Source organism: Ensifer sp. Root558 (assembly GCF_001427045.1).
In the GTDB taxonomy this organism is placed as follows: Bacteria; Pseudomonadota; Alphaproteobacteria; order Rhizobiales; family Rhizobiaceae; genus Ensifer; species Ensifer adhaerens.
Genome location: NZ_LMGC01000021.1, coordinates 13,363 through 31,267, shown reverse-complemented (window position 1 = coordinate 31,267; position 17,905 = coordinate 13,363). Strand labels below are relative to the sequence as shown.

14 protein-coding genes are annotated in these 17,905 nt (G+C 64.2%); 10 read left to right on the top strand and 4 right to left on the bottom strand.

Annotated features, from left to right (window positions below):
- Nucleotides 1-20 precede the first annotated feature (20 nt).
- The 5 genes from ASD63_RS19575 to ASD63_RS19555 all read left to right on the top strand — a co-directional run bounded on the left by ASD63_RS19575 (nucleotide 21) and on the right by ASD63_RS19555 (nucleotide 5,083).
- Nucleotides 21-998, top strand: a complete 978-nt coding sequence (locus ASD63_RS19575) for an ABC transporter permease (protein ID WP_034801644.1) — start codon at nucleotides 21-23, stop codon at nucleotides 996-998.
- 26 nt (nucleotides 999-1,024) lie between these two features.
- Entirely contained in the window at nucleotides 1,025-2,047 is a 1,023-nt protein-coding gene (locus ASD63_RS19570) for a zinc-binding alcohol dehydrogenase family protein (RefSeq protein ID WP_060521537.1), read from the top strand.
- A gap of 333 nt (nucleotides 2,048-2,380) precedes the next feature.
- Nucleotides 2,381-3,655, top strand: coding sequence for a polyhydroxyalkanoate depolymerase (phaZ, locus tag ASD63_RS19565; protein WP_034801648.1), 1,275 nt, complete (start codon nucleotides 2,381-2,383; stop codon nucleotides 3,653-3,655).
- Between the two features lie 146 nt (nucleotides 3,656-3,801).
- Nucleotides 3,802-4,221 carry a DUF2852 domain-containing protein gene (locus ASD63_RS19560; RefSeq protein ID WP_034801651.1) on the top strand — a complete coding sequence of 140 codons (420 nt, stop codon included), beginning with the start codon at nucleotides 3,802-3,804 and terminating at the stop codon, nucleotides 4,219-4,221.
- Between the two features lie 109 nt (nucleotides 4,222-4,330).
- Nucleotides 4,331-5,083, top strand: coding sequence for a M48 family metallopeptidase (locus tag ASD63_RS19555; RefSeq protein WP_034801660.1), 753 nt, complete (start codon nucleotides 4,331-4,333; stop codon nucleotides 5,081-5,083).
- 25 nt (nucleotides 5,084-5,108) lie between these two features.
- On the opposite strand, the gene ASD63_RS19550 is transcribed toward ASD63_RS19555, so the two are convergent.
- Nucleotides 5,109-5,303, bottom strand: coding sequence for a YqaE/Pmp3 family membrane protein (locus ASD63_RS19550; RefSeq protein WP_034801662.1), 195 nt, complete (start codon nucleotides 5,301-5,303; stop codon nucleotides 5,109-5,111).
- 156 nt (nucleotides 5,304-5,459) lie between these two features.
- Here ASD63_RS19550 and ASD63_RS19545 point away from each other — a divergent pair, with 156 nt between their 5' ends.
- The 5 genes from ASD63_RS19545 to ASD63_RS19525 all read left to right on the top strand — a co-directional run bounded on the left by ASD63_RS19545 (nucleotide 5,460) and on the right by ASD63_RS19525 (nucleotide 10,661).
- Nucleotides 5,460-6,134 (top strand): phosphoribosylanthranilate isomerase, encoded by a 675-nt coding sequence (locus tag ASD63_RS19545; protein ID WP_034801664.1) that lies wholly within the window; start codon nucleotides 5,460-5,462, stop codon nucleotides 6,132-6,134.
- On the top strand, nucleotides 6,131-7,351 hold the full coding sequence (gene trpB, locus ASD63_RS19540) for a tryptophan synthase subunit beta (protein ID WP_034801666.1): 1,221 nt from the start codon (nucleotides 6,131-6,133) through the stop codon (nucleotides 7,349-7,351). Before ASD63_RS19545 ends, trpB begins: the two co-directional genes overlap by 4 nt.
- Before the next feature lie 4 nt (nucleotides 7,352-7,355).
- Nucleotides 7,356-8,195: a tryptophan synthase subunit alpha gene (gene trpA, locus ASD63_RS19535; protein ID WP_034801668.1), complete on the top strand. Its 840-nt coding sequence runs from the start codon at nucleotides 7,356-7,358 to the stop codon at nucleotides 8,193-8,195.
- A gap of 50 nt (nucleotides 8,196-8,245) precedes the next feature.
- A complete protein-coding gene (accD, locus tag ASD63_RS19530) occupies nucleotides 8,246-9,160 on the top strand; it encodes an acetyl-CoA carboxylase, carboxyltransferase subunit beta (protein ID WP_034801670.1) in 915 nt (304 codons plus the stop codon).
- Nucleotides 9,161-9,317: 157 nt separating this feature from the next.
- Nucleotides 9,318-10,661, top strand: a complete 1,344-nt coding sequence (locus tag ASD63_RS19525; protein WP_034801672.1) for a folylpolyglutamate synthase/dihydrofolate synthase family protein — start codon at nucleotides 9,318-9,320, stop codon at nucleotides 10,659-10,661.
- A gap of 93 nt (nucleotides 10,662-10,754) precedes the next feature.
- Here ASD63_RS19525 and trxA read toward each other — a convergent pair whose 3' ends face one another.
- From trxA to addB, 3 genes are all read right to left on the bottom strand, one after another.
- On the bottom strand, nucleotides 10,755-11,078 hold the full coding sequence (gene trxA, locus ASD63_RS19520; protein WP_034801674.1) for a thioredoxin: 324 nt from the start codon (nucleotides 11,076-11,078) through the stop codon (nucleotides 10,755-10,757).
- An 86-nt stretch (nucleotides 11,079-11,164) separates the two neighbouring features.
- Nucleotides 11,165-14,731 (bottom strand): double-strand break repair helicase AddA, encoded by a 3,567-nt coding sequence (addA, locus tag ASD63_RS19515; protein ID WP_060529773.1) that lies wholly within the window; start codon nucleotides 14,729-14,731, stop codon nucleotides 11,165-11,167.
- Complete coding sequence (addB, locus tag ASD63_RS19510) at nucleotides 14,721-17,903, bottom strand: double-strand break repair protein AddB (protein WP_234798716.1); 3,183 nt, start codon at nucleotides 17,901-17,903, stop codon at nucleotides 14,721-14,723. Before addB ends, addA begins: the two co-directional genes overlap by 11 nt.
- Nucleotides 17,904-17,905 lie beyond the last annotated feature (2 nt).

Sequence of the window (17,905 nt, the reverse complement as noted above, 5' to 3'; positions counted from 1 at the left end):
AGGATGCAGGGAGGAAGACGATGAGTGCGGAAACGGTGGAGAGCGGCGCCAGCGCGGCACCACGCAAGGGCGTGAGCATTCTGTTCGGCCTTACCCTCCTGGGGTTGCTTCTGTTCCTCTGGCTGCTGTTGGGCTTCGCGACCAACAGTTTCTGGACGCCCAACAACATCAGCAACCTGCTGCGCCAGGGGGCGATGACGGCGATCCTTGCGGTTGGCCAGACCTTCGTCATCATTACCGCCGGCATCGACCTTTCGGTCGGTGCCGTGGTCGGCTTCACCAGCGTTATCGTCGCCTGGCTGCTGGCCGCCGGCGTGCCGCTCTGGATCGCCATCATCCTGACGCTCGCCTTCGGTGTCCTGATCGGCGCGTTCCACGCCTTCGGCATCGTGCGCATGGGCCTGCCGCCCTTCATCATCACGCTGGCGACCCTGACCTCGCTCCGCGGTATCGGCCTCTTGATCACCAATGGCTCGACCATTTCGATCACCAATGAGGCCTTCACCAATTTTTCGCGGGCGGATTTCCTGGGCGTTCCCAGCCTGTTCTGGATGGTGATCGTGGTGGCGATCCCGGCCTATGTCTTCCTGCATTTGAGCCGCTTCGGCCGCTATCTCTTCGCCGTCGGCTCCAACAGTGAGGCCGCCCGTCTCTCCGGCGTCAACGTCCACCGCACGATCTATCTGGCCTACATCCTGTCGTCGACCTGCGCCGCCTTCGTTGGCCTGCTGCTTGCCTCGCGCATCGGCATCGGCAACGCCACCCAGGCCGAGGGTTGGGAACTGCAGGCGATCGCTTCGTCGGTCATCGGCGGCACCAGCCTCTTTGGGGCCGTCGGCTCGGTGCACGGGCCGCTGCTCGGCGCCTTCATCCTCGCAACGATCAACAACGGCGCCAACCTATTGAACGTCAACTCGTTCTGGCAGCGCATCATCACCGGCGCGCTGATCATCGTCATCGTCTATTTCGACCAATTGCGTCGCCGCAGCGCCCGCTAGGCGCTGCCGTACTCGAGAGAATTGCCATGAAAGCCGTGCTCTGCCCACAACCCGGTCGGCTGGAGGTCGTCGATCGCACACCAATCGAAACCGTGCCGGACGGTTGGGTCCGCCTTGCCGTCAGCCATGTCGGCATCTGCGGCACGGACTACCATATCTTCGCCGGCAAACATCCGTTCCTCGAATATCCGCGGGTCATGGGCCACGAGATCTCGGCAACGGTGATTTCTGGCGGGCGAGGGACGACGATAGCGCCCGGCACGCCGGTCGTGGTCAACCCCTATCTCTCCTGTGGCGCTTGTATTGCCTGCCGAAAGGGCAAACCGAACTGCTGCACGGCCATCAAGGTTCTCGGCGTCCATACCGACGGTGCGTTTTGCGAGGAGATCGTCGTGCCGGAGGGTAATCTTTATCCGGCGGAGGGTCTGTCGCCGGAGGCGGCCGCCACCGTTGAGTTCCTGGCGATCGGTGCCCACGCGGTCCGCCGGGCATCGACGGATGCCGGGTCACGGGCGCTGGTTATCGGTGCCGGGCCAATCGGACTCGGCACGGCGATCTTCTCTCGCATCGCCGGCCATGACGTGGTGCTCGCCGACACCAGTACCGAGCGGCTGGACTTTGCCGCTCGCAAGCTCGGCTTTGCCAAGGGCATCGTCGTGGATGTTGATGCGGCGGCGCGCATTGCCGCTGCGACGGATGGCGACGGTTTCGATGTCGTCTTCGACGCCACCGGGCACGGTGGTTCGATGCAGGCGGCCTTCGCCCACGTCGCCCATGGCGGTACCCTGGTCTTCGTCAGTGTCGTCAAGGACGAGATCCGCTTCTCCGATCCGGAGTTCCACAAGCGCGAGATGACCTTGATCGGCAGCCGCAACGCGACCCGGCAGGATTTCGACCACGTCGTCGCGTCGATCGCGTCCGGCCTTGTGCCTATCGACGCGCTGATCACCCACCGCACCACGCTCGATGGCGCGGTTGCCGATCTGCCGCGATGGGCGGAGGAAAAGACGGGTCTGGTGAAGGCAGTCATCCAAGTGGCGGCCACCTGAGTGATGGCGGCTTTGCTGCATCGCCACAGGGGAGCGTACCCATATTTTCCTGCGGCGAGGCTCCAGGTTTTCCTGAAAACGTCAGGCAGCGTGCCTCAATGCACGAAAACAGCGGAAAACGGCCAGTTTCGAGCAAGCTCGTTTGCAAATCGTCAGGAATCCAGATTCATTCTAGCTTCAGGCCTTGTATCGAGGCGAGACGGGTATATTTGTTGCACTGCACAAGAAAAATGGTAGTCTGGCAGCGATTGCGGACACCAAGACAAACAATCTCAAGCTTGCGTCCGACCGGGAGCGGCGTTGTCGTTGATTGAACCAAGGGGTACGCTTCCCATGTTCTACCAGCTCTATGAACTGAACCACGCAATGATGGCGCCGTGGCGCACGGCAGCCGACGCCATGCGGCTCGCGTTCAGCAATCCGATGAACCCCGTCTCGCACACCTATTTCGGTCGCGCCGCCGCCGCCGGTCTCGAAGTGTTCGAGCGCTCCACCCGCCGTTATGGCAAGCCGGAGTTCGGTCTTCCCGAGACTGTGGTCGATGGTCAATCGGTTTCGATCTACGAACGCATCGTCTGGCGGGCGCCATTCTGCAACCTCATTCATTTCGAGCGTGCGCTTCCCAAGGGCCGCGCGCCCGATCCGAAGGTGCTCATCGTCGCGCCGATGTCCGGCCACTATGCGACGCTGTTGCGCGGCACGGTCGAGGCGCTGCTTCCGCATTCCGATATCTACATCACCGACTGGATCGATGCCCGCATGGTGCCGCTCAGCGAAGGCACCTTCGATCTCGATGATTACATCGACTACGTCATCCAGATGCTGCATTTCCTCGGGCCCGACACGCATGTGATCGGCGTCTGTCAGCCCGCGGTGCCGGTGCTCGCCGCCGTCGCGCTGATGGAAGCTGCCGACGATCCGCTGTCGCCGGCGACGATGACGCTGATGGGCGGCCCGATCGACACCCGCATCAACCCGACCGGCGTCAACCAGCTGGCGGAAGAACGTTCGATCGAATGGTTCCGTGACAATGTCATCATGCCGGTGCCGTGGCCGCAGCCGGGTTTCATGCGCATGGTCTATCCGGGCTTCCTGCAGCTCTCCGGCTTCATGTCGATGAATCTCGACCGGCACCTGATCGCCCACAAGGAGTTCTTCGCCCATCTGGTGAAAAACGACGGCGATGCCGCCGAGAAGCACCGTGACTTCTATGATGAATATCTCGCGGTCATGGACCTGACGGCCGAATTCTACCTGCAGACCGTGCAGGTGGTGTTCATGCAGCACGCGCTGCCGAAGGGCGAGATGATGCATCGCGGCAAGCGCGTCGACACGACCGCGATCAAGAAGGTCGCGCTCTTGACGGTCGAAGGCGAGAACGACGATATCTCGGGCGTTGGCCAGACGAAGGCGGCGCAGACCATCTGCACCAACATCCCGGATCATATGCGTATGCACTACATGCAGCCGGATGTCGGTCACTACGGCGTCTTCAACGGCTCTCGCTTCCGCCGCGAAATCGCGCCGCGCATCGTCGCGTTCCACCGCGAGCATGCGCGCCACGCAAAACCGGTAAAGCAACTGATCAAGGGCGGAAAGTCGGCCTGATCCCGGCTCTTGGGTCGTTTTGACCGCGTAGAGTCAAGGGTTTGTCGGATTCCGGAGGGAGGCGTCTTGCAGAGCCAAGGGCGCCTTCCCACATCGTTTTCATCGGGTCGCATGGGCGGCCCGGATGATTGCGAGGAATCCTGAAGATGAACCAATCTGCAATGATCCGTCCGGATTGGACGCCCGCGACCATCGCCCTGATGGTGCTTGGCTTTGTGGTCTTCTGGCCGCTCGGCCTGGCCATGCTCGCGTACATTCTCTTTGGCGAAAAGCTCAAGACGTTCAAGAAAGACGCAAACGATACGGTGGATGGCATGTGCTCGGCTTTCAAGCGCGGCGGCCGCCGTTCCAACTGGACGCATCGTACCGGCAACGTCGCTTTCGACGACTGGCGCGAAGCTGAACTGGCTCGCCTCGAAGAGGAGCGCCGCAAGCTCGACGAGATGCGCGAAGAATTCGACACCTACGTGCGCGAGCTTCGCCGCGCCAAGGACCAGGAAGAGTTCGACCGCTTCATGCGCGATCGCAAGAATGGTGGCTCGGGTCCGATTGTCGAAGCCCATTAACCTGACGAAACCGCTTCCGGCGTTTCACATGAAACGCCGGATCACTCTCGGCACGCATCCAACCAGCGAACAGTAGGCGAAAGCCCCGCGAATCGGTTAGAAAGCCTGCATGTTCCCTTCCTTCAAGCGGCGCATTCAACCTGCACCACCCGCAACAACGCGGCAGATCGAGGTCGCCGGCAAGTCCCTGCCGCTGACGATCAAGCAAAACGCGCGCGCGACGCGCATGACGCTGCGCATCGAGCCAGGCGGGCGGGCCCTGAAGATGACGGTGCCGCAGGGCCTCCCCGAGCGCGAGGTGAATGCCTTCCTGACACGACACCAGGGCTGGCTGATGACCAAGCTCGCCCGCTTCTCCGGCGAAAGCCAGATCGAGGAGGGCGGTTCCATCCTCATCCGCGGCGTTGCCCACCGCATCGAGCGCACCGGCAAGATCCGTGGGCTCACGGAAGCGATCGTGATCGATGACGAACCGGTGCTGCGCGTCAGCGGTGGCGAGGAACATCTCACACGGCGCATCGTCGATTTCCTGAAGAAGGAAGCGCGCCAGGATCTCGACCGGTTGGTGGCGATCTATACCGGCCGTATCGGCCGGAGGGCAAAGTCGCTTTCGCTCAAGGACACGCGCAGCCGCTGGGGATCATGCTCAGCCGACGGGGCGCTGAGTTTTTCCTGGCGCATTGTCATGGCGCCGCCAAAGGTCATCGCCTATCTCGCTGCGCATGAAGTGGCACACTTGCAGGAAATGAATCACGGGCCCGACTTCTGGGCGCTGTGCGGGAGGCTGTGTCCGGATACGGACGATGCCAAGCGATGGCTCCGCCGCAACGGCACGATGCTTCACGCGATCGACTTCGATTGAATCTTACAGGGCGATGAGCGGCGCGTTATGCGCGGTGGCGCAGCGCTTCGCGGATCTTCTCGTCGGTCTTGTATTGGCTGAGCGCATAGACCGACCAGATCGCCGCCGGAACCCAGCCGATCAGGGTCAACTGCAGGATCAGGCAAATGAGGCCAGCAAAGGGGCGGCCGATGGTAAAAAACTGCAGCCAGGGCAGGATAAGCGCGAGCAACAGGCGCATCAGTCTCTCCGTTGTGGTAAAATGCATATGGTGAAAGCGCGCCTGCCGCGCAAGGGGCGCGCACCCGCCAAAGGACGGGTGCGGGGGCGCTGAGTGACCGCTTTTGCGTCGGTTTTTGGCTCGACTCGCGCGGCATTTCATGCAAGGTCGCTTCTCATGAAAACCCAAGTGAAGATATGCGGGCTGAAGACCGCGGAAGCGGCCGAGCGTGCTGTCGCGCTCGGCGCATCCCATGTCGGCTTCATCTTTTTCCCGAAGAGCCCCAGGAACATCGAGCCCGACGATGCCGGCCGCATCGCCGACAGGATTCGCGGCCAGGCGAAGATCGTCGCCGTCACGGTGAATGCCGACAATGACGAGCTTGACGAGATCGTCTCGGCCCTCAATCCGGATATCCTGCAGCTTCACGGCAGCGAGGACGCGGAGCGACTGCTGACGGTCAAGGCGATGTATGGCCTTCCTGTCATGAAGGCCCTTTCGGTGCGCGAAGCATCTGACCTTGAAAAGATCGATGCCTATATCGGCATTGCCGATCGCTTCCTCTTCGATGCCAAGCCGCCAAAAGGGTCCGATTTGCCCGGTGGCAACGGCGTTTCCTTTGACTGGAAGCTGCTCGATGCGCTTGACGGAAGCGTCGATTACATGCTTTCCGGTGGTCTTAACGCCGACAACATTGGCGAGGCCATGGCGCAGACCAGCGCGCGTGCCATCGATATCTCCTCCGGCGTCGAGAGCGCGCCGGGCGTCAAGGATCTGAAGCTCATGGAATCGTTTTTCAATGCCGTTCGCCAGGCGGAGGCGGGCATGCCACGGTCAGGGAGCAGGACGTGAACCAGGCGCCAAAGTTGAATTCCTTCCGGGGTGGCCCGGACGAGGACGGCCGTTTCGGTATCTTCGGTGGCCGCTTCGTGGCCGAAACCCTGATGCCGCTGATCCTCGATCTCCAGAACGAGTGGGACAACGCGAAGAACGATCCGGCCTTCAAGGCGGAGCTGGAGCATCTCGGCGCGCATTATATCGGCCGCCCGAGCCCGCTCTATTTTGCTGAACGGCTGACGGCGGAGCTTGGCGGTGCCAAGATCTACTTCAAGCGCGAAGAGCTGAACCACACCGGCTCGCACAAGATCAACAACTGCATTGGCCAGATCCTGCTTGCCAAGCGCATGGGCAAGACGCGCATCATCGCTGAGACCGGTGCCGGCCAGCATGGCGTGGCTTCGGCAACCGTCGCTGCCCGCTTCGGCCTGCCCTGCGTCGTCTACATGGGCGCGACCGACGTCGAGCGCCAGGCGCCGAACGTCTTCCGCATGAAGCTCTTGGGTGCCGAGGTAAAGCCGGTGACGGCCGGCAGCGGCACGCTCAAGGACGCCATGAACGAGGCGCTGCGTGACTGGGTCACCAATGTCGACAACACCTACTACCTGATCGGCACGGCTGCCGGCCCGCATCCCTATCCGGAGATGGTCCGCGATTTCCAGGCGGTGATCGGCCAGGAAGCCAAGGAGCAGATGCTCGCCGCCGAAGGCCGGCTGCCGGATCTCGTCATTGCCGCCGTTGGCGGTGGCTCCAACGCAATCGGCATCTTCCATCCGTTCCTCGATGACGAGAGCGTCAAGATCGTCGGCGTCGAAGCCGGCGGCAAGGGCATCGAAGGCGACGAGCATTGCGCCTCGATCACAGCCGGTTCGCCCGGCGTGCTGCATGGCAACCGCACCTATCTGCTGCAGGACGGCGACGGCCAGATCAAGGAAGGGCATTCGATTTCGGCCGGTCTCGACTATCCCGGCATCGGCCCGGAGCACGCCTGGCTGAACGATGTCGGTCGCGTCGAATACGTGCCGATCATGGACCACGAAGCGCTTGAGGCGTTCCAGACGCTGACCCGTCTCGAAGGCATCATTCCGGCGCTCGAGCCGTCGCATGCGCTTGCCGAAGTCATCAAGCGCGCGCCAAAAATGGGCAAGGACGAGATCATCCTGATGAACCTCTCCGGCCGCGGCGACAAGGACATCTTCACCGTCGGCAAGTTACTGGGAATGGGGCAGTAAGATCATGACCGCACGCATGGACAAGCGATTTGCCGATGTTGCGGCCGAAGGACGTCCGGTCCTCGTCACCTATTTCATGGGCGGCGATCCGGATTTCGAGACGTCGGTCTCAATCATGAAGGCGCTGCCGAAGGCCGGCGCCGACGTCATCGAACTCGGCATGCCTTTCTCAGACCCGATGGCCGACGGCCCGGCGATCCAGCTGGCCGGTCAACGCTCGCTGAAAAGCGGACAGACGCTCGCAAAGACGCTTGAGATCGCCCGCCGTTTCCGTGAGGACGACCAGCGCACGCCGATCGTGCTGATGGGCTATTACAACCCGATCTATATCTACGGCGTCGACCGCTTCCTGACGGATGCGCTGGCCGCCGGCATTGACGGCCTGATCGTCGTCGACCTGCCGCCGGAGATGGACGACGAACTCTGCATCCCGGCGCTGGAGAAGGGCATCAACTTCATTCGCCTGGCGACGCCGACCACGGACGACCGTCGCCTGCCGAAGGTCCTCGAAAACACCTCCGGTTTCGTCTATTACGTGTCGATGAACGGCATCACCGGTTCGGCTCTGCCCGATCCGTCGTTGATCGCCGGCGCCGTCGGGCGTATCAAGGCACACACCAATCTGCCCGTTTGCGTCGGTTTCGGCGTCAAGACGGCGGAACATGCAAGGGCCATCGGAGCATCTGCCGATGGCGTGGTCGTCGGTACGGCGATCGTCAACCAGATCGCGTCGAGCCTGACCGAAGAGGGCAAGGCGACCGATGCGACGGTTCCGGGTGTCGAAGCGCTGGTGAGAGGGCTCTCGGCAGGCGTGCGGTCCGCACGTCTCGCAGCAGCCGAATAATTGCCTATATTAGCGCGCACAACCCGAAGGAAATCTTCAGGAGTTACTAAGTGAACTGGATCACAAACTACGTTCGGCCGAAGATCAACTCGATGCTGGGCCGCCGGGAAGTTCCGGAAAATCTCTGGATCAAGTGCCCGGAAACCGGCGAGATGGTGTTCCATCGCGATCTCGAGGAAAACAAGTGGGTCATCCCGCAGTCCGGCTTCCACATGAAGATGCCGGCCAAGGCGCGGTTGAAGGACCTGTTCGACGGCGGCATCTTTGAAGCGTTTCCGCAGCCGAAGGTTGCTCAGGACCCGCTGAAGTTCCGCGATTCCAAGAAATACGTCGATCGTCTGCGCGACAGCCGCGCCAAGACTGAACTCGAAGACACGATCGTCGCCGGTCTCGGCCGCGTCCAGGGCGTCAAACTCGTCGCCGTCGTGCACGAGTTCAACTTCATTGGCGGCTCGCTCGGCATGGCTGCCGGCGAGGCGATCATCAAGGCCTTCGAACGGGCGATCGCCGAGAAGTGCCCGCTGGTCATCTTCCCGGCTTCGGGCGGCGCCCGCATGCAGGAAGGCATCCTGTCGCTGATGCAGCTGCCGCGCACCACGGTTGCCGTCAACATGCTGAAGGAAGCCGGCCTCCCCTATATCGTCGTACTCACCAACCCGACCACCGGTGGCGTCACCGCATCCTACGCGATGCTCGGCGACATTCACATGGCCGAGCCCGGCGCGGAAATCGGCTTTGCCGGGAAGCGCGTGATCGAGCAGACGCTGCGCGAGAAACTGCCGGAAGGTTTCCAGACGTCGGAATACCTGCTGGAGCACGGCATGGTCGACATGGTCGTCAAGCGCCATGATCTGCCGTCGACGCTCGCCCGGGTCCTGAAAATCCTGATGAAGAAGCCGGCGGAAGCCTCGAAGCTCAACGGCGGCACGCAGCCGGCCGCCTTGCCGGTCGCTGCCAGCGCTTGAATAAGCGCTGGGCTGGTCGAACTGCGTAGAACAAAATAATGCATCTCCGCGATTTCTTGTGTGTGGGGATGCTGCAACTCAAGGCGTTACAGCGATCGGTAGACGGCCTATAAGGCGCGCGCTGTAGCAGCCGAGCGTGTCGGGGCGGGGTTAAGAGATGGCAGCGGTGGAAGCCAGCGAAGCGGGCTACGAGATCGAAAAACTTCTCGCCCTTCACCCCAAGGGCTTCGACCTGTCGCTGGACAGGATCACCCGGCTTCTCGCCGCCCTCGGCAATCCCCAGGATCGTCTTCCGCCGGTGATCCATGTCGCCGGTACCAACGGCAAGGGCTCGGCGACCGCGTTTTCGCGGGCGATCCTCGAAGCAGCCGGCCTCAGCGTTCACGTCCACACGTCGCCGCATCTCGTCAACTGGCACGAGCGCTATCGCCTGGGCGTCAAGGGTGGCAAGGGCAGGCTCGTCAGCGATCCCGTTCTCGCCGATGCCGTGCGTCGCGTCGCCGAAGCCAATGGCGGCGAGAAGATCACCGTCTTCGAGATCCTGACCGCCGTCACCTTCCTGCTCTTTGCCGAGCACCCGGCCGACGTGGCGATCATCGAGGTTGGTCTCGGCGGCCGCTTCGACGCGACCAACGTTATTGCCCGGCCGGCCGTCTCGGTCGTCATGCCGATCTCGCTCGACCATCAGGCCTATCTCGGTGATCGGGTGGAGCTGATAGCCGCCGAAAAGGCCGGCATCATGAAGCGTGGCTGCCCCGTGGTAATCGGCCAGCAGGAGGAAGAGGCCGCCCGTGACGTGCTCGTCTCGACGGCGGAACGCCTCGGTTGCCCGATGTTTGTCTATGGCCAGGATTTCATGGCGCATGAGGAGTTCGGTCGCCTCGTCTATCAGGACGAAGGCGGGCTCGCCGATCTGCCGCTGCCGAAGCTGCCGGGGCGCCACCAGTATGCCAATGCCGCAGCCGCCATCCGCGCGGTGCGGGCCGCCGGTTTCGATGTTTCCGAAGCGGCGATCGAGAGGGGCCTCGCGGGCGTCGAATGGCCCGGACGCCTGCAGCGCCTGACCAGCGGTAAGCTCACGCATTACGGGCCCAATGGCGCGGAGATCTGGGTCGACGGCGGCCACAATCCCGGCGCCGGTCAGGTGATCGCCGAGGCAATGGCGACCTTCGAGGAGCGCGAATCGCGCCCCCTGTTCCTGATCATCGGCATGATCAACACCAAGGAGCCGATCGGCTACTTCCGCGCCTTCCTCGATCTCGCCGAGCAGGTCTTCACCGTTCCGATCCGCGGTTCCGATGCTGGGCTTGATCCTGTGGCGCTGGCCAGTGATGCCGCATCGGTCGGCTTCGAGGCTTCGGCGGTCTCGTCCGTTGCCGAGGCGCTGACGGTCATCGCCAATCTGGTCGACGAAGATCCGGCGCCGCCGCGCATCCTGATCGGTGGCTCGCTCTATCTGGTGGGCGATGTGCTTGCCGACAACGGCACGCCGCCGAAGTGATCGGCAGCTGGGACCGCCATCCCGCTTCCAGATTTAAGACAAGAAAAAAGCCCGGCATGCCGGGCTTTCAACGTTTTCAGCAGTGAACTCGCTTTAAGCGACCGCCGTGGAGATCCACGAGGACAGGGCCGTCTTCGGGGCGGCGCCAACCTTGATGTCAGCCACTTCGCCGGCCTTGAACATGGCGAGCGTCGGGATCGAGCGAACGCCGTACTGGGCGGCCAGTTCCGGGTTTTCGTCGATGTTGAGCTTGGCAACCTTGACCTTGCCGGCGAGTTCGTTCGAGATTTCCTCGAGGCTCGGGGCGATCATCTTGCACGGGCCGCACCATTCAGCCCAGAAATCGACAACCACCGGCTCGGCGGAGTTCAGCACTTCCTGCTGAAAATTGGACGTATCGACCTTTACAGTAGCCATAGGCTGCTCCTTGCGTTCGGAATGGCAGTATCCAGATGTTGTGTCTCATGTGAGAAGGCACCGCTGGATTTTCAATATCGGGTATCTCACTTTGTTGCGAGGTCTTCAAGGCTCCTGTCGAGTGCCTGGTCGGGAACGACGTGGATTGCCGGCCCCTCGGTGAAGATCAGCACACACCGAAACGCATGCGCCGGATAAAGCGGCTGCAGGAGCGCGCGGTAGATGGCAAGCTGCGCCGTGTAGGCGAAGGGAATGTCGTTAGGCGATGCCGGCACCTGCCTGTTGGTCTTGAAGTCCGCAATCGTCACGACGCCATCGCGGACGGCCAGCCGGTCGATCCGGCCTGAAACCGCGTGCTCACGCTTGCCGAGCGTCAGCGTACCCATGACCGAAACCTCGGCCCGGCTGCTCACCGAGAAAACTGCGCCGAGGTCCGGATGGTCGAGCACGGTTTCGATGCTGGCGATCAGTGCGGCGCGTTGTTCTGAAGGCCAACTGGGCACGGATCGCTCGAGATAGCGTTCGGCCGCGGCCCGGCGATCGTCTCCCGCCATCGAGGGCAGAACCTGCAGCAGGCGGTGCAGGATGGCGCCGCGCAGCATCGAGAGGTTTGCCGGGGCCTTTTCTGAGAAAAGAGCCGAGCCGACGAGCGCATCGCCATCGTCCTCGTCAACCGCGATGCCGACGCCGGAAGGACTGAGCGGCCGCGGCAGCTGTTTTTGCGGCGGCAGTGGCGTCGAAAGCGCCTTTGGCAGGGCGGTGGCGGGACGGCCCGAATCGGCCGAGCGCGCATCGCCGGAGGGCAGATCGCGTTCGAGCTGCTTCTCGCGCCAGGCATGGCCGGACCATTCCTCGCCGCCGGCGTGAAAACTGGTCGGGTGGCCGCGGCCGCTCTCGTCTCCGGCAAGGCTCGCCTGAACCATAGCGTGCCATGTATCGGTAACGGCCCGCTGGCCGCGATAACCGCAGACGATCAGGCGGTCGGCGGCGCGGGTCATGCCGACATAGAGCAGGCGACGATATTCTTCCTCAGCCAGCGTCTTCAGCCGCTCGCCGTCGGCGGTGATGAGCGAGTTCGATTCCGCGCCCGGCGCGCGCCACACCGGAAGCGGCAGGACGGTGCCGTCTCTCTGGGCAAGCTCCAGGAAGCGAAGAGAGGGCACATGCTGGTTGCTGAACGCCGCCCCGCCGCCATCGGCGAGGAAGACGACTGGCGCTTCCAGGCCCTTGGCCGCGTGCACGGTCATGATCCGGACTTCGTCGCGTTCCTTGTCCTGCTCGCGCTTGACCGTCGGCGCTTCCATTTCCAGCGTCGAGACGAAGGCCTGCAGGCCGGGCAGGCCGCTTCTTTCCTGGTCGAGCGCGAAGGTCAGGAACTCGTCGAGAATGTCGCTGACCTCGGTGCCGAGGCGCGCGAGAAAGGCGGCGCGGCCGCCATGCACGCCGAGGACGCGGGCATAGAAGTCATGCGGCGCCAGCTGGCTTGCGAGCGCCATGTAGGATTTCAGCGTTCGCGCCGTCTGGTGAAACAGGATACCGTCATCGGCTTCATGCTGCAGCCTCTCCCAGAGGCTTTCGCCTTCGCCGCGCCGCGCCGCGAGTTCGAACAGCGCGTCTTCGCCGAGGTTGAACAGCGGGCTTTTCATCAGCGCGGCCAGCGACAGGTCGTCCTGCGGCAACAGCACGAACCGCCCGAGGGCGAGCAGGTCCTGGACGGCAATATGCTTGGTGAGCACCAACCGGTCGGCGCCGGCGACCGGAATGTTGTTGCGGCGCTTGAGTGCTCTCGTCAGAGCATTGACGAAGGCGTCGCGCTTGCGGACCAGTACGATCACGTCGCCCGGGCGCATCGGCCGGCGAACGCCCTTCTCGACGATCGTCTCCTTGCCGATCCAGCTTTCCAGCGTGGCTGCGATCCGGCGGGCGAGGATGTTGACCGGCGCACTCTCCGGCGTTGCGTCGAAGGCGGCGGTCCATTCCTCGTCTGTATCCACCGGTTCGGCGGCAATCACGTCCCAGATGTCGACGGCGCCGGGATGGCCGATGCGGTTCGAAGCATGCACCACGGGCTCGTTGCGGGCGCTGAGGCCTCGCGCATGCGCCGGATTGGCAAAGACGGCGTCAACGGCCGAAAGCACGTCGACGGTCGAGCGGAAGGAGAGCTGCAGGCGGATGGGCTCGAAAGCCTTGCCGCCGTCGCGCACCCGCCGTTCGGTCTCCTGGCTCTCGCGCGAAAACCGCTCCGGACGGGCGCCCTGGAAGGAGTAGATCGACTGTTTCTCGTCACCGACAGCAAACATCGTGCGGGCAGTACCGCGTGCGCTCTCGCCCGAGAAAAAGTCGGAAGCCAGCGCCTGGATGATCGTCCACTGCGCCGGGCTGGTGTCCTGCGCCTCGTCGACGAGGATATGGTCGATGCCCTGGTCGAGCTTGTAGTGTACCCAGGCGCTGACGTCGCCGCGGGCAAAGAGCGCCGCCGTGCGGTTGATCAGGTCCTCGAAATCGAGCTGGCTGCGGCGTCGCTTCAGTTCCTCGTAGTCGGCATTCAGCCGCTCGGCGAGCGTCAGCGCCGCCAGCGTCGCCTCGAACATCCTGAGGATGCTGATGTGATCGATGCAGGCGACGACATGGCGATAGGCCTCGTCCACGAGGTCAATGAGATCGGGGGCAGCCTGCTGCATCGCCTTGTTGAGGAAGGCGGATTGCGCCCGCGGCTTGCCCGTGCCGGTGAAGAACAGATGCCTGAGCCCGTCATAGCGCGCGCTGAGATCCGTCATCTTCGAAACGGTCCTCAGCCCCTCCGCAAAGTCGAGCACCTTCGTGCCGCCGACGCTGGTGGCGAGCGAGAAGTACCTTTCGAGCGCCGCGCCGTTCAAGCCCGCCAAGGGCCAGATCGTCGCCATGGCGCCATCGACGCTTTCCCCCGGCGAAAGCTTCAGCGCCCGGCGCAGCTCGGCCTCGGTGCCGCCGAGCCCGTCGGCATGTTCGAGGAAGACCTGGATCGCGGTTCGGTTTTCGACGATTGCGGCCAGCAGCTTTTCCAGGCCGGTATCGTCGGCGATGTCGAGCACGGTGGCAAAGGCGTGGGCAAGAGCCGGATCGTCCTTGGCCGCGGTCGCGGTCAGCAGCAGCCGGCGCGCATCGGCAAGCAGAACCGCAGCCGCGCGATCGTCGAGAACCGAGAAATGGCCGGCGACATTGGCCTCCAGCGGAAACTGGTGCAGCAGCGCCTCGCAAAAGGCATGGATCGTCTGGATCTTCAGGCCGCCCGGGGTCTCCAGCGCGCGGGCGAACAGGCGCCGCGCCTCCTGCAGCTTCAAGCGCCCGGGCCGCTCGCCCTCAATCGCCTCGATCCGCTTTTCGAGCGTCGCGTCGTCGAGCGTTACCCATTCGGCCAGCCGTTCGAACACGCGATTCGACATTTCGGAGGCCGCCGCCTTGGTATAGGTGAGGCAGAGGATCGCCGAGGGGCGGCAGCCGGCAAGCAGCAGCCGTATCACCCGCTGGGTCAGCACGTGGGTCTTGCCGGAGCCGGCATTGGCCGACACCCAGGCGGAGCGGTCCGGGTCCGAAGCCAGCGACTGCCGGCGCGAGGTCCAGTCGAGCCAGCTTTGAGGCGTCGCCTGTTCGGGGCCGAGGTCGTCATCCCTCATCGCCATCCTCCTCTTCGCTGTCGGCCGTCGACCATTCGGCTACGCGTGCCAGATGGTCGTATTCGCCGCCATAATCGCGCTCTTTCTGAACAATCACGCGCGAGGCAAAGCCATGCTTGCCCGAAAGCAGCGCGCTTAGCAGCTTCCTGAGTTCGGCAAGCGACTCGTCCGCAAGCTGATCGGCCGACTTCGTCTCCTTCGACTTGCTGCCTTCGTTGTTGACCGCTTCCGGTTTGAAGCGCGCGCCCGGTTTGAGCCGGACATAGAGCAGCGACTGTGGGTGGCTGGGCGGCATGTCCTTAAAGGCGCCGGCCTTGAGGGCCGCGGCTTCCAGCGCGAGCTGCGGGTCGAGCAGGACGCGCGCTTCCTTGGTCGATGGGCTGGAGCCGGTCTTGTAGTCGACGATCTCGACGCTGCCGTCGGTCAGCGTATCGAGCCGGTCGGCAATGCCGGTCAGCCGCATGTCGGCGACGCCGAGCTCCATCGATGCCGCCACTTCGGTGCGCGACCGGCGGATGAAGCGGGCGCGGTCCCGTTCCCATTTGATGAAGGCCAAGCCGACGGCGGCAAAGCGCGGCCGCCAGATCGTGTCGATATGGGTGGGCAGTCGCGCCTCGTCGAAAGCCTCGTTCAGCAGCCGGTGCATGACCTCTTCCGCCGCCGGCAACATCAGATCGACGCCGGCGCGTACGAAACGCTCGACGATCTGGTGGTAAAGCGTGCCGCGCTCGGCCGGGCCGGGGTCACTGTTGAACGGCAGCAGCGGATCCAGCCGAAGGATGCGTCGCGCATAGATCGCGTAGGGGTCGCGCCGTAGCCGCGACACTTCGCTGAAAGAGTACTTGCGCGGCTGTAGGTCCGCCGGCGGCTTGGGGGCGGGACGCTCGGCCAGCGGCTGGCGGCCGCCGTCGTCGAGCATGCGGGCCCAGGCGAGATAGTCGGCGCCATTGGCGTGCAGCGCTCGCGTCAGCCGTTCGCCGCCGAGCGCCAGCAGCCGCTGCAGCCAGCGCGAGGCGACGGTGGGTGCTGCGCCCTGGCGCATCGAGCGGGTGAAGATCAGCCGCCTTGTGCCGCAGGCCATCTGGAAGTCGTGCGCAAGCTGGCCGATGCGTCGTTCAGGCGGCTCAAGACCGATCCCCGTCTTCATGGTGCGCGACAGGAACGGATCGTTGGCCGTCTGGCCCGGCCAATTGCCTTCGTTCAGGCCGCCGAGAACCACCAGGTCCATGCTCTGCAGGCGCGATTCCAGCGCGCCGAAGATGAACACCCGCGGATGGCGCATGGAGCGAGGCTTGACCGCGGCGCTGGCCGATAGGGCTTCGACGACATCGCACCATTGCGGCCCGTCCGCGGTCATCTGGCCGTCGGTTTCGATGATGCCGCGAAGGAGAGTTGCGAGCGTATCGGCGGCCTCTCCGGACCAAAGCCCACCGAGGTCGCCACGCTCGTCGGCTGAGGCCGCTTCCAGGGCCTCGCCGGTGCGCATCGCCCAGTCGGCAAAGGTAAATTCGTCCGAGAACACGCGGCTTCCGTCCCGGCTTCGCGTCAGCGCTGAGGCGAGCGGTGCCACCGCGAGACCGATCTTCGCCGCCACGTCGCGGGCCGCCTCAAGCGCGTCATCCCCGATGCCGATGCGCCATTCCGGTGGATGGCGATCGGTCTTGTGCCGGACGATCGCCGCGTCGAGCACGGATCCGAGGACCAGCAGATCGACCGTCGCGGTGCTGCCACGCAGTGCCATGCGTTCCAGCGCGTCGGCCCCTTCGCGCATCCTGTCGCGGGAAAGCCCGAAGCGCGCCAGCGGATGCTTGAGCAGCGCGACGAACGGCACGGGATCGCCGGGGCGCAGGCATGCTTCTAGCAGCAGCCGCAGCAGGCTGCCCTGCGGCGTCGCGATGAGAGGCGTACCGGCGGAATCGTCGGCCTCGATGCCGAAGCGGGCAAGCTCGGCGCCGACCCGCCGTGCGAGATTGCGGTCCGGCGTGATCAGCGCTGCCTGGCTCTCGTCGCTGCCTTCGAGCGCGAGCCGCAAGGCGACCGCGATCGCGGCCGCTTCCTCGCGTTCGTTGGCGGTTTCGATGAGGGCTGCATCCTGGAAGGCTTGCTGCAGCAACGCCGGATCCAGCTCGCTGCGCATCGCGGTCCATGCATTGGTCGCCTTGGCCGGCAGAAGAGCGTGCGACAGGATCTCGGCACGGACGTCGAGGTCGACCTCGGCGACAGCCAGGGCGGTCACGTCGGGCCGCAGTACGCCCATGCGTTTCAGCAGCCTGTAAAAGCCGTATTGCGGGTGGCTGCGGCTTGCCGGGTCCGGCCTGCCGTCAAGGGCGGCGTCGGCGACGATCATGTGCCATTCGGCCTCGCTCATCGTCTGGTCGAGGCCAGGCAGCACGATCGTACCGTTGGGCAGCTTCTGCACGGCGGCAATCAGCGTGGCCGTTGCGGGAATGGAGCCGGTCGAACCGGCAATGATGATCGGGCCCTCGATCTTGCCGGCGGCGATGCGCTGCGTCTCGGCCTGCAGGATGGCGTTGCGGTGGCGCGCGGGCGAGGATTGTTTCAGTTCCTCCAGCCGTTCCGGCCAGTAGCTGCGGGCAATCTTCAGGAATTCGAGCGTCAGCTGCCACCAGAGGGCGTGCTCGCCGGCATCGAGCTTGTCGAGCTTGTCCCAGTCGAGCTCTTCCGTCTCCATCGCGTCGATGAGGTCGGCAAGATTGCGCGCGAGCCAGATCGCATCGGCAGGGCTTGCCGGCGCAATCAGCGGGCTCTCCGCATGGATGTCGAGCACCACCTTCGGCAGCCGGTTGCGCCAGGCGAGGATAAGCCGGCCAAGCTCGATCAGGCGTGCGGTCCCGGGCAGGGGCGGGGCGAGATCGAGGATCGCCGGCACCTCGGCATCGAAGAAGCCGCTGTCGTCATCGGTCTCGCCGAGCGCCTTGATCGTGGGCAGGATGGTGGAGCGGCCGCCGAGCAGGTCGACGAACTCGGACCGGAGCACACGGGCCGAGCGCCGCGTTGGCACGAAGATCGTCACGCCGGCAAGCGGCAGGGGATCGGCCGGGTCGTAGCGGAAGTCCGGCGTCAGGCTACCGTCGCAAAGCTTTTCGGCGAGCGTCTTCAGGAAGGGGAGGCCGGGCGGGATCGTGAAGACGTTGGACCGGCGGCCACGCACGC